The 12472-nt window shown below is 45.7% G+C and carries 9 protein-coding genes and 1 pseudogene; 7 read left to right on the top strand and 3 right to left on the bottom strand.

Features of this window, described 5'->3' with window-relative positions:
• Window positions 1-23: 23 nt before the first annotated feature.
• Window positions 24-434 carry a hypothetical protein gene (locus FOF60_RS23510; RefSeq protein ID WP_192471929.1) on the bottom strand — a complete coding sequence of 137 codons (411 nt, stop codon included), beginning with the start codon at window positions 432-434 and terminating at the stop codon, window positions 24-26.
• A 187-nt stretch (window positions 435-621) separates the two neighbouring features.
• Here FOF60_RS23510 and FOF60_RS23505 point away from each other — a divergent pair, with 187 nt between their 5' ends.
• On the top strand, window positions 622-1881 hold the full coding sequence (locus tag FOF60_RS23505; RefSeq protein ID WP_192471928.1) for a M48 family metallopeptidase: 1260 nt from the start codon (window positions 622-624) through the stop codon (window positions 1879-1881).
• 34 nt (window positions 1882-1915) lie between these two features.
• Here FOF60_RS23505 and uvsE read toward each other — a convergent pair whose 3' ends face one another.
• The gene (gene uvsE / locus FOF60_RS23500; protein ID WP_192471927.1) at window positions 1916-2872 is read right to left on the bottom strand and encodes a UV DNA damage repair endonuclease UvsE; all 957 of its coding nucleotides are present in this window, start codon (window positions 2870-2872) and stop codon (window positions 1916-1918) included.
• 35 nt (window positions 2873-2907) lie between these two features.
• Window positions 2908-4095: a cardiolipin synthase gene (gene cls / locus FOF60_RS23495; protein WP_192471926.1), complete on the bottom strand. Its 1188-nt coding sequence runs from the start codon at window positions 4093-4095 to the stop codon at window positions 2908-2910.
• A gap of 226 nt (window positions 4096-4321) precedes the next feature.
• Here cls and FOF60_RS23490 point away from each other — a divergent pair, with 226 nt between their 5' ends.
• From FOF60_RS23490 to FOF60_RS23465, 6 genes and pseudogenes are all read left to right on the top strand, one after another.
• Window positions 4322-6433 carry a (Fe-S)-binding protein gene (locus FOF60_RS23490; RefSeq protein ID WP_192471925.1) on the top strand — a complete coding sequence of 704 codons (2112 nt, stop codon included), beginning with the start codon at window positions 4322-4324 and terminating at the stop codon, window positions 6431-6433.
• A 297-nt stretch (window positions 6434-6730) separates the two neighbouring features.
• Window positions 6731-7917: pseudogene (locus tag FOF60_RS23485) on the top strand (acetyl-CoA C-acetyltransferase).
• Between the two features lie 67 nt (window positions 7918-7984).
• Window positions 7985-8836: a 3-hydroxybutyryl-CoA dehydrogenase gene (locus tag FOF60_RS23480; protein WP_192471924.1), complete on the top strand. Its 852-nt coding sequence runs from the start codon at window positions 7985-7987 to the stop codon at window positions 8834-8836.
• 59 nt (window positions 8837-8895) lie between these two features.
• Window positions 8896-10026 (top strand): acyl-CoA dehydrogenase, encoded by a 1131-nt coding sequence (locus tag FOF60_RS23475; protein WP_192471923.1) that lies wholly within the window; start codon window positions 8896-8898, stop codon window positions 10024-10026.
• Window positions 10027-10666: 640 nt separating this feature from the next.
• Window positions 10667-11806 (top strand): acyl-CoA dehydrogenase, encoded by a 1140-nt coding sequence (locus tag FOF60_RS23470; RefSeq protein WP_192471828.1) that lies wholly within the window; start codon window positions 10667-10669, stop codon window positions 11804-11806.
• A gap of 18 nt (window positions 11807-11824) precedes the next feature.
• Window positions 11825-12457, top strand: coding sequence for a TetR/AcrR family transcriptional regulator (locus FOF60_RS23465; RefSeq protein WP_192471829.1), 633 nt, complete (start codon window positions 11825-11827; stop codon window positions 12455-12457).
• Window positions 12458-12472: the final 15 nt, after the last annotated feature.

Genomic DNA, 12472 nt, shown 5'->3' with positions numbered 1-12472 from the left:
TCAAACCAGGGGCTTATGCCTTTTTATAATAGGATCGTCATTAACCCGGAAAGAGCAAGGAAGAGAAATAAAGTTCCTGGCCCTCCTAGTAAAACGAAGATGAGGACAACTTCAATGACCTTGTTAAGTTTAGAAGAAAAATAACTTCTTCCTGCTTTTCTTTCTTTAAACAGGAACCAAAGTGTCTTTAAGCTCACTATTCCCAGAAATAAATACAGTCCTATTAACAAAAAGTCTATTAAAATTTCAAAGCCTGAAATGATCATGGGATTCCATCCTTTTTTTACAAAAAGTTCTCCTCCCCCACCGCTAATCAAGCCAATTAATAAACCAACAATGGCAATAGGAACAACAAAAGCCAGATTGTATAAAATGTCGCTCATTCTCTCCCGGATAGTACGTGCTGAGCGAGGGTCCTTGGCTGTTTTTGTCACGCCGCAACGACCTCCTAAAATCAGGTTAATACACTAATTTTACCATTTTTTTATTATTTGCACTTTTACTCCTGATTAAGTAAAAAAATACCAGTTAATACTATAATTTTTTATATTTCCAATAATCTGCTAATAGCTTACTATATCAATATATACAACAGATTGGGAGTTGGGGGAAATAAGTATTTTGCATAATGAATATGTCTGTCCTGACTGCAGTTCAGCTATACCGTTCAATAAAGGCTATGTTTCATGGTGTGATTGCGGATATAATATGGATCACTCACCATCAGAAAAGACGGGCTCAAAGTTAAATGCTTTATATGAAAAGCTGGGAAATAAGCGGGGTCAAAAAGTTTTTCAAGAACTGGTTTCCCAACAGGAATTACGGCAGAGGATTTCTTTTTCAAAAAGCCTAGCTTTCATGGCAGCCACGATTGTTCACTTAATTAGCATCAGTTTATTTTTACTGGGCTTATACTTTCTTATCTTTCAAAACGATCATTTCATGTTCATCGCGGCAGGTTTAATTCTTTTGGGTATAGCCTGGCTGGCCAGGCCAAGAGTGCCAAAGCTGGACAAAGATGAGCACTTGATTTCCCGTCAGGAATTTCCGTTTTTATTCGAGGCTGTGGACCAATTAGCTGATGCTATGCAGGTAAAAAGGATTGATGGAATCATTATTGATGATGAATTCAATGCATCAGTAGTACAAGTTGGCTGGAGAAGAAGGAAAATCATTAAGATAGGGTTGCCGTTATTTTCTATTATGGAACCGGAAGAGCAGCTGGCAATCCTCGCACATGAATTTGGCCATATATCAAATGGTGATTTAACAAGATCATTTTATATTGGAACTGCCTTATATACGCTGCAGACATGGTATGAGCTTTTAAATCCTGTGCCAATCGATGAATATGACAGCATGGGATTCTTTGAAATACCTGTATACTATTTTATGGCATTTCTTGCATTAATCCCTTACTCAATATTCTTATTACTCGTACACCTGTTGTTTGACGATTCCCAGAAGGGTGAGTATCTAGCCGATGAAAGGGCTGCAAAAGCAGTAGGCTATAAATATTTAATCTCGTCAATGGAAAAATTCCAATACGCTGATACCTTTTATCTAAAGATAAGGGAGTTAGCGGTGCGGAAAAACACAATGAATTTATTTCATGCTGTTCATGAGCAAATAAAAATAATGCCAGACCGTGAGAAAGAGCGGCTCTCCCGTCTTGCACAACATGAGACATCTAAACTGGATTCGACTCACCCGCCGACAGCTTACCGCATCAACCTGCTTGAAAACTTGAAAGCTGCTCCTACTTCTTTAGCTGTAGGCAAGGGTACCTTAGCAATGATGCAGAAGGAACTTGAAACGCAGCAAACAAGGATTCAAGAGGAAGTAATCGAAAATTACCGGTACGTTTTGAATATGTATTAAATAAAGGCTGCTGGATGGTCCAGCAGCCTTCAGCTCATTTCCACTCCAACACAGCTCCGCCAATCCGTTTCACGCCGCGGATACTGGCCAAATCCTCAACCAGTTTTAAAGCAGCTTTATCCTTCTCCTTCGCTTCAATCATGAAATCGACATCCTGGCCGATGCCACGGAGGATATCGATCAATGGCAGAATGAATTCAGGGTCAACGTAATCCGCGTGCGATCTATACGCTTTTTCCGTTTTAGGGGAAGAAATATGGATTTTAGGTTTCAAACCAGTCCGTTCCCAGGTTGTGAAGCCATCGGGAAGCAGTTTTTCCAAAGACTCCTCACAAAGATTCGCCATGTGATGATGATAATCAAACATGAAGGGGACGTCTTCTTTCAAACAGGCAGTGAGTGTTTCTTCTGCATTGTACGTTTTATCATCATTTTCAAGTGTGGTGATTTTTTTGATATGCTCTGGAAGTTTGGCGAAGTTTTCATGGAAGCGCAATATCGTTTCTTCTTTGTTACCATATGCCCCGCCAATATGGATGTTGATTAGCGCTTCGTTTTCCAGTCCCATTGCTTCGAGCATGCCATAATGGTATTCCATATCGATGATTGCATTAGCCGTCACTTCCTCCCTCGGAGAAGTGAACAGCGTGTATTGATTTGGGTGGAAACTTGTCCGGATTCCATGCTTTTTCACCAATGCACCGATTTCGAGCCATTTGTCGCGAAACGGCGTGACATAATCCCACATGACCTCCGGATGGGTCGCCAGCGGGGCAATCGAGCTTGAGAACCGATACAAAGGTATATCGTGGGCGATATTGTAATGAATCATTCTTTCTGTATTCACAAGGTTCTGGTAGGTTACGGAAAGCAGCTTTTCACGCCGTTCGTCTTCAGGCAGCTGTCCATAACGGGCGAATGTAAGTGCCTTGGATGGAGATGCATCCCACAGGCTGATGGAGGTGGATACATAGCCCAACCGAATAATCATAGCGACACTCCTTTATTGTCGAGCAGGCCGGTTCATTATAAAAAATAGGAAATGGTACTCGCGGCTTTTTCCTTCAGCAAGGAACGGGTGAAGTCATCCAAAGCGGCCTTCCTTGAGTTCAGGATATCTTCTGTCAGAATCAGCTTAATTTTTTTGATAAAATCAACATCATAAATCAGGCAGTTCAATTCATAATTTAAGAACATGCTTCTTTTATCAAAATTGGCGGTGCCAATGTCACAAACCGTATCATCCACGAGCAGGGCCTTTGAATGATAAAAGCCATTTAAATACTGATAGACCTCTGCGCCATCCCTGATAAGAGTCCTCAGATAAGGATAGGAAGCTTCTTTAACAAGGGCATGGTCGGAAACGAGCGGGACAAGAACCGTCACTGAAACACCTCTTTTGATTGCATCCCGCAATAAGCTGAATACCCTTTTGCTCGGAATGAAATACGGTGTCCCAATAAAAATCGAAGTCTTTGCATTGCTGATCAGGTCTGACATCATTTCCTCCAGAAGAATGCCTTCAGTTGGAACAAGCTGCTGACGGATCGTGCCTTTTTCGAGGGAAGGGAAATAGGCTTTATTTTGCAGCAAGTTGACCTTCGCAGCTGCACGCCAATCTTCAAGGAACTCTGATTGCAGATCGGTAACGCCTTCCCCGGTCATTTTCAAGTGATAATCGCGCCATGGCGACAGCTTTGGATCCTGATTGTTATATTCATTGCCGATATTGAAGCCGCCGAGATAAGCGATCTTTCCGTCAATGACGGTGATTTTCCTGTGGTTCCGCACCTGGGACGAGTAAAATAAGAACGGCAATTTAGGCATTTGGGAATAAGCGAATTCCACGCCGGCAGCCTTCAGCGATTTAATCGTCTTGCGCTTCAGTCCGCTGCCCACCCAATCGACCATAAGGCGCACCTCGACCCCGTCCTTAACTTTTTGTTTTAAAATGGAGAGAAATTTCTGGCTGATTTTATCATCCTGGACGATATAAAACAAAATATGAATGTGCTGCTTTGCGTTTTTTAATTCGGAAAAAAGATCCTCGAACAATTTAGGGCCTTCGGCAAAAATGGCAAGGTTGCTTTCCCGGACCGGCAGTGTATTTGTTTTCGCGTTTGCCAGATGCTTCTTTCTGCCGAGCATGAAATCAACGTAGACCCAGAGGAAAAGGCCAGCTATTATTGCAATCAAAATCCATCCAAAATCCATAGCAATCCGGCTCCCTTAAAAGTATTTCCTTTATTTTTGCCGAAATCGCTTCATATATGTTAAGTTCCTGTAAAAGAGGAAGTGTAAACAATTTTCAGAAATGATAGGAAATGAGTTGACTGAATGCTCATTCATTATATAATGTAGTTAAAGGTATATTCAGAAAATTTGTTTGGTTAAAAATTTTCCATCCAAAAATCAGCATCGAAAGGGGTAAATGATTTTTATGAACGGTCTGCTATGGATTAATCTTATCGCGTTCTTACTTGTAACCGCTTACGCTGTCAGCTTGTTTGTATACGTGGTAAAGACGAGAATCGAGTACATCAAGCTCGGCAAGAAATCAGAGTTTGATGATGATATCAAGGATCGCTGGAGAAGAATCCTTGTCCATGTATTTGGCCAGAAAAGGCTATTAAAGGACAAGAAAAGCGGTGCGATCCACGTTATGTTTTTTTATGGATTCCTCCTTGTCCAGTTTGGAGCAATTGATTTTATCTGGAAAGGAATCAAGCCTGGCTCACATTTGCCTTTAGGCCCTCTATATCCAGGTTTCACGTTTTTTCAGGAACTCGTTACGCTTACGATTCTAGTAGCGGTTGTATGGGCTTTTTACCGCAGATATGTAGAAAAGCTTGTCCGTCTGAAGCGCGGCTTTAAAAATGGACTTGTACTTCTGTTCATTGGCGGACTAATGCTTTCTGTATTGCTCGGAAACGGAATGAGCATGATCTGGCATGGCCATGAAGGAACTTGGACTGAACCGGTCGCATCTCTGATTGCGGCAGCATTCAGCGGAATTCCTGAGGCAGCTGCCATCACGATTTTCTATATCGCATGGTGGATTCACCTATTATTCCTGCTTGCGTTCCTGGTGTACGTACCGCAGTCCAAGCATGCTCACTTGATTGCCGGACCGGCCAATGTTTATTTAACAAGGGTTGATTCACCTGGAAAAATTACAAAGATCGATTTTGAAGATGAAACACAGGAAACATTCGGTGCAGGTAAAATCACTGATTTTAATTATGAACAGATGATCGACTTCTATGCTTGCGTAGAATGTGGACGCTGTACGAATATGTGTCCGGCAACAGGCACTGGAAAAATGCTGTCGCCAATGGACCTGATCGTCAAGCTGCGTGACCATTTGACACTTACGGGTGCAGCTGTCACTTCAAAACAGCCATGGGTGCCGACATTTGCTTTCTCCAACACAAAGGGCAACCAGCTCGCTTTGGCGGCTGCCGGCCAGGGTGCGAATGAAGCTGCTGCAGGCCTTGCTTACAGCCCAAGCATGATTGGCGATGTTATCACAGAAGAAGAAATCTGGGCTTGTACAACTTGCCGTAACTGTGAAGACCAATGTCCGGTCATGAACGAACACGTTGACAAAATCATCGACCTTCGCCGTTACCTTGTTTTGACTGAAGGTAAGATGGATGCTGACGCACAGCGTGCTATGACGAATATCGAGCGCCAGGGCAACCCATGGGGCTTGAACCGTAAGGAAAAGGAAAACTGGCGCGAGCTTCGCGACGATGTTGTCATTCCTACGGTAAAAGAAATGAAAAAGGCAGACGAAGAATTCGAATACTTATTCTGGGTTGGCGCGATGGGTTCCTTTGACAACCGCAGCCAGAAGATTGCCCTTTCGTTCGCTAAGCTATTGAACGAAGCAGGCGTCAAGTTCGCTATCCTTGGAAACAAGGAAAAGAACTCTGGTGATACACCACGCCGCCTTGGCAACGAGTTCCTATTCCAGGAGCTTGCGACAAAGAATATTGAAGAATTCGAGAAAAATGAAGTGAAGAAGATCGTGACGATCGACCCTCACGCATATAATATCTTTAAGAATGAATATCCTGATTTCGGCTTTGAAGGCGAGGTTTACCACCACACTGAGCTTCTGGCGCAATTAGTGAAAGAAGGAAAGCTCGTTCCGAAGCATGCAGTGAACGAAACAATCACTTTCCATGATTCCTGCTACCTTGGCCGCTATAACGAAGTATATGACGCACCGCGTGATATCCTCAAAGCGATTCCAGGAGTGGATCTAAAGGAAATGGAACGCAACCGCGATACGGCAATGTGCTGTGGCGCAGGCGGCGGCTTGATGTGGATGGAAGAAGAAACAGGACACAGAATCAATGTATCCCGTACAGAACAGGCCCTTGCAGTGAACCCATCCGTCATCAGTTCCGGATGCCCATACTGCCTGACAATGCTCTCCGATGGAACCAAAGCGAAGGAAGTAGAAGAAAACGTCGATACACTAGACGTAGCAGAACTACTTGAAAAATCCGTTTTTGGTGAGATTAAACCGCTTGTTTCTTAATACAATTTAATACTTAAAACATGAATAGTAGAAGTTGACTCACAGTAAAAATTCGACATAAGACAGAATTTTTAGCAAAGTGTTTCAATTTCTACTATTTTTAAAGTAAAATGAATAATATGATAAAGCGCTTACATTATCCTTCAGCAAGAAACCACCTAAGAACCTCATAACAAGACAACTGCTTGCATATTTTTTTGGACCAGTTTCGAGCGAGCGTTCAGTCACTCAAAGACACTGGAAAAGAGATTTATTTTTCAATTTCAAAGATTAATAGATTGAAAGGGAGAGATGGCAATGGGAAAGACAGTTATTTTAGCAGGTGCAAGAACTCCAATCGGCAAGATGGGAGGAGCGCTCAGCAGCTTTACAGCAAGCCAGCTTGGCGGAATCGCCATTAAAGAGGCTTTGTCCCGTGCAGAAGTAAAACCGGAGGATGTCGGAGAAGTCATTCTCGGCTCCGTCCTGCAGGGAGGCCAGGGACAGCTTCCTTCACGCCAGGCAGCAAGAGCAGCAGGAATTCCATGGGAAGTTAAGACAGAGACCATCAACAAAGTGTGTGCATCCGGTATGCGCAGCCTGACACTTGGCGACCTGATTATCCGCGCAGGAGAAGAAGAAGTCATCGTTGCTGGCGGAATGGAGTCAATGAGCAATGCTCCTTACATTCTTCCGAAAGCACGGTGGGGATTCAGGATGGGCGACGGCCAGGTGAAGGATTTGATGATTCACGATGGATTGACTTGCAGCTTCAAGGGAGTCCACATGGGCACTTACGGAAATGAAGTAGCGAAAGAATATGAAATCAGCCGCGAAGAACAAGATGAGTGGTCTTACCGCAGCCACCAGAGAGCAATCCAAGCGATTGAATCAGGAAAGCTTGCTGAAGAAATCGTTCCTGTTGAAGTCCCGCAGCGCAAGGGAGACCCAATCCTCGTTCAGCATGATGAAGCGCCAAGAAAGGATACTTCGCTTGAGAAGCTGGCAAAGCTCAGTCCTGTATTCAATTCAGATGGCACGATCACGGCAGGAAACGCACCAGGCGTCAATGACGGTGCGGCTGCCCTCGTATTGATGAGCGAAGAACGCGCCAAGAGTGAAGGCAGGGTGCCGCAGGCAGTCATCCTTGGGCATACAGCCATCGCGACAGAGGCGAAGGATTTCCCGAAAACTCCAGGGATTGTCATTAACGAATTGTTGAAGAAGACAGGCAAGTCACTTGAAGAAATCGATCTTTTCGAAATCAATGAAGCCTTTGCAGCAGTCGCATTGACAAGCGGCCGCATAGCGAACCTCGATCCTGAAAAAATCAATGTGAACGGCGGTGCGGTCGCACTCGGACACCCAATCGGAGCGAGTGGGGCACGCATCATCTGACCTTGATGCACGAACTGAAGCGCCGCGGCGGCGGGGTCGGCATTGCGGCCATCTGTTCAGGCGGAGGCCAGGGAGACGCAGTGATGATCGAGGTCCCGAAGCAATAAGAAATTGATAGGAGGGCAAGGTGAGAGTTGCCCTCCATCGACAGTACTTATTTAGGAGGAAAATATAATGAGTGTGAAAACAATTATGGTAATCGGTGCAGGACAAATGGGTTCAGGTATTGCACAAGTATGCGCACATGCAGGGTACGACGTTTTTTTAAATGACCTTAAGCCAGATTTTGTGGAACGCGGTCTGGCTGGCATCAAGAAAAACCTTAACCGTCAGGTGGACAAAGGCCGGATGACAGCTGAACAGTTGGATGTAATTGTTGGCAGAATCACTGCTTCAACTGATCTCCAAGATGCCGGAAAAACGGACCTTGTTATCGAAGCGGCTGTAGAGAATATGGACATCAAAGCGAAAATCTTTGCCCAGCTTGATGAAATTGCACCTGAACATGCAATCCTTGCTTCCAATACATCATCACTGCCAATCACGGAAATCGCTGCAGCGACAAAGCGTCCGGAAAAAGTCATCGGCATGCACTTCATGAATCCGGTGCCTGTCATGAAGCTCGTTGAAATCATCCGCGGACTGGCGACAGCTGATGAAGTCTATCAAACAATCGAAGACATCACCAAAACATTGGAAAAAGTCCCAGTTGAAGTCAATGACTTCCCAGGCTTCGTTTCAAACCGCATCCTGATGCCGATGATCAATGAAGCGATCTACACATTATACGAGGGTGTAGCGACGAAGGAAGCAATTGACGAAGTCATGAAGCTTGGCATGAACCACCCAATGGGACCGCTGACACTTGCAGACTTCATCGGCCTTGATACTTGCCTCTACATCATGGAAACACTTCACGAAGGCTTTGGCGATGACAAATACCGCCCTTGCCCGTTGTTAAGGAAATATGTAAAAGCAGGCTGGTTAGGCAAAAAATCAGGCCGCGGTTTCTACACGTACGAGTGATAATTTTTCGTGAATCCGTCCTTACATAAATTTTTGTCTGGACGCGGGGAGGGTTAAAAATGAATCTGAGATTTACAGAAGAGCAGGAAATGATGCGCAAAATGGTACGGGATTTCGCGCAAACCGAAATTGCACCATTTGTTGAAAAGATGGAAGAGGGCGAGTTCCCGAGAGAGATTTTAAGAAAGATGGGCGAGCTTGGCCTGATGGGAATCCCGGTTCCCGAAGAGTATGGCGGATCGGAGATGGATTTCATCTCCTACATCATCGCGATCCATGAAATCTCAAAGGTCAGCGCCACGGTCGGCGTCATCCTTTCCGTCCATACATCCGTCGGAACGAATCCGATCTTGTATTTTGGTACGGAAGAGCAAAAGAAGAAATATGTGCCTAAGCTTGCAGCAGGCGACTATCTCGGGGCGTTCTGTCTGACAGAACCAAGCGCCGGATCGGATGCGGCCAGCTTGAAAACACGTGCAGTCAAGAAGGATGGGCACTATGTGTTGAACGGTTCGAAGGTATTCATCACCAACGGCGGCGAAGCAGACGTCTATATTGTGTTCGCTTCGACTAATCCGGAAGCTGGCACCAAAGGTGTATCCGCTTTTATCGTAGAAAAAGACACTCCAGGCTTTATCGTCGGCAAGGATGAGCACAAAATGGGTCTTTACGGCTCACGCACAGTCCAGCTGACATTCGAAGACATGAAGGTGCCGGCAGAAAACTTGCTTGGCCAGGAAGGCGAAGGATTTAAAATCGCGATGAGCAACCTCGACGCCGGGCGAATCGGGATTGCCGCCCAGGCTCTTGGGATTGCCGAAGCAGCCTTGGAAGCGGCTACTGACTATGCAAAAGAAAGAGTCCAATTTGGCAAGCCCATCGCTGCCCAGCAAGGCGTCGGCTTCAAACTGGCCGATATGGCAACATCCGTCGAAGCTGCAAAACTATTAATCTATCGCGCTGCCCAGTTACGCTCAGAAGGTCAAAAGTGCGGAATAGAAGCCTCCATGGCAAAGCTGTTCACATCACGCACAGCAGTAGAAGTCACCACAGAAGCCATCCAGGTATTCGGCGGCTACGGCTATACAAAGGATTATCCGGTAGAACGCTACTTCCGCGACGCCAAAGTAACCGAAATCTACGAAGGAACAAGCGAGATTCAGAAGATTGTTATTAGTAAGCAGTTGTAAGGCTGGTATTATGACAGGTTTGAGTGTGAAAGCCGAAAAGCTGTCAAGAAAACTCGTAATCGTGACAGGTTTGGGTTTGAAGGCAGGAAAGCTGTCAAGAAAAACTCGTAATCGTGACAGGTTCGGGTGTGAAAGCCGAAAAGCTGTCAAGAAAACCTTGTAATCGTGACAGGTTTGGGGTGTGAAAGCCGAAAAGCTGTCAAGAAAACGCTGTAATCGTGACAGGTTGGGTGTGAAACCCGAAAAGCTGTCAAGAAAAGCTCGTAATCGTGACAGGTTTGGGTGTGAAAGCCGAAAAGCTGTCAAGAAAACCCGTAATCGTGACAGGTTTGGCAGTGAAGGCCGAAAAGCTGTCAAGAAAAGCCCGTAATCGTGACAGGTTTGGGAGTGAAAGCCGAAAAGCTGTCAAGAAAACCCTGTAATCGTGCCAGGTTTGGGTGTGAAAGCCGAAAAGCTGTCAAGAAAACCCCGTAATTGTGACAGGTTTGGGTGTAAAAGGCGAAAAGCTGTCAAGAAAAACTCGTAATCGTGACAGGTTTGGCAGTGGAAGCATCAAAGTAGTCAAGAAAATCCGGGAATTAGCAAGTTAATGTAACAGCTACCTATATAAACTAATCCAACAGTAACGGAGGAAACAAAAATGAATTTTCGATTATCCGAAGAACATGAAATGATCCGAAAAATGGTCCGTGATTTTGCAAGGAATGAAGTGGCTCCGACAGCTGCAGAGCGTGATGAAGAGGAACGCTTTGACCGCGAGATTTTTGACAAGATGGCCGAACTTGGCCTGACTGGTATTCCGTGGCCTGAGGAATACGGCGGCATCGGATCTGACTATCTTGCTTATTGCATCGCAGTTGAAGAGCTGTCACGTGTTTGTGCTTCAACAGGCGTTATGCTGTCCGCGCACACATCGCTTGCTGGCTGGCCGATCTACAAGTTCGGAAACGAAGAGCAGAAGCAAAAATATCTGCGACCAATGGCTGAAGGAAAAAGTATCGGTGCATATGGCCTTACTGAGCCGGGCAGCGGTTCAGATGCAGGTGCAATGAGAACGACGGCAAAAGAAGACGGCGACCACTATGTGCTTAACGGTTCAAAAATCTTCATCACAAACGGTGGTGTAGCGGATATCTATGTTGTGTTTGCATTGACTGATCCATCAAGCAAGCATAAGGGAACAACTGCATTCATTGTTGAAAGCGACTTCGCTGGATTCTCTGTCGGCAAGAAAGAGAAAAAGCTCGGCATCCGTTCATCTCCAACAACAGAAATCATCTTTGAAGATTGCCGCGTTCCGAAGGAAAACATCCTTGGCGAAGTGGGCGAAGGCTTCAAAATCGCGATGATGACGCTTGATGGCGGCCGCAACGGCATCGCTGCACAGGCGGTTGGAATCGCTCAAGGTGCGCTTGACGCTGCAGTGGATTATGCGAAAGAGCGTCAGCAATTCGGAAAGCCAATTGCGGCGAACCAGGGAATCGGCTTCAAGCTTGCAGATATGGCAACATCTGTTGAGGCTTCAAGGCTATTAACCTACCAGGCGGCATGGCTTGAGTCTGAAGGTCTTCCATACGGCAAGGAATCTGCGATGTCCAAGTTGTTTGCCGGCGACACTGCGATGAAGGTGACAACTGAAGCTGTCCAGGTATTCGGCGGCTACGGATACACGAAGGATTATCCGGTTGAACGCTTCATGCGCGACGCGAAAATCACGCAAATCTATGAAGGAACTCAGGAAATCCAGCGCCTCGTAATCTCCAGGATGCTGACGAAATAACAAGGCGGGTAGATGTTGATGAAAAAGCGAGAAGTGCAGGCGTCGGTAAAAGATGAGCGTCTTGTGAAAAAAAGGCGCGACCAGATGATCAAAGGGGCCGTAACCCTTTTCAAGCAGAAGGGCTTCCACCGAACGACGACCAGAGAGATTGCCCGGGCTTCAGGCTTTAGCATCGGCACCCTTTATGAATATATCCGTACGAAGGAAGATGTGCTTTATCTTGTCTGTGACAGCATCTATGACGAGGTCCGCGACCGCCTTCAGGAAAATCTTGATACGAACCAGGGAACGCTTGAGAGCCTGAAGGTCGGGATCGCCAATTACTTCAAAGTAATGGACGATCTGCAGGATGAAGTGCTTGTCATGTACCAGGAAGTTAAATCGCTGACAAAGGATGCCCTTCCTTACGTGCTGAAAAAAGAAATCGAGATGGTGGGGATGTTTGAGGATGTCATCCAGCGCTGCGTCGAAAATGGCGAGCTTGACCTGGATGAGAAACACGTCAAAATCATCGCACATGATATTTTCGTTCAGGGGCAGATGTGGGGATTCCGCCGCTGGGCGCTAAGAAAGCTGTATACGCTTGAAGAGTATACAGAGCTGCAGACCGAACTGCTTTTTAAGGGGATAAAGGGGTCGGAAATATTATGAACAGGGGGAACAAAA

The organism is Mesobacillus jeotgali, assembly GCF_014856545.2.
Lineage (GTDB): Bacteria > Bacillota > Bacilli > Bacillales > Cytobacillaceae > Mesobacillus.
This window is presented reverse-complemented; position numbering and strand designations above follow the sequence as displayed.

What these genes read in the sequence shown, in the direction of transcription:
- FOF60_RS23480 (WP_192471924.1), top strand. Translation starts at nt 7,985, where the DNA reads ATGAGTGTGAAAACAATTATGGTAATCGGTGCAGGACAAATGGGTTCA.
- FOF60_RS23470 (WP_192471828.1), top strand. Translation starts at nt 10,667, where the DNA reads ATGAATTTTCGATTATCCGAAGAACATGAAATGATCCGAAAAATGGTC.
- uvsE (WP_192471927.1), bottom strand. Translation starts at nt 2,872, where the DNA reads ATGATTATTCGGTTGGGCTATGTATCCACCTCCATCAGCCTGTGGGAT.
- FOF60_RS23490 (WP_192471925.1), top strand. Translation starts at nt 4,322, where the DNA reads ATGAACGGTCTGCTATGGATTAATCTTATCGCGTTCTTACTTGTAACC.
- FOF60_RS23465 (WP_192471829.1), top strand. Translation starts at nt 11,825, where the DNA reads ATGAAAAAGCGAGAAGTGCAGGCGTCGGTAAAAGATGAGCGTCTTGTG.
- cls (WP_192471926.1), bottom strand. Translation starts at nt 4,095, where the DNA reads ATGGATTTTGGATGGATTTTGATTGCAATAATAGCTGGCCTTTTCCTC.
- FOF60_RS23475 (WP_192471923.1), top strand. Translation starts at nt 8,896, where the DNA reads ATGAATCTGAGATTTACAGAAGAGCAGGAAATGATGCGCAAAATGGTA.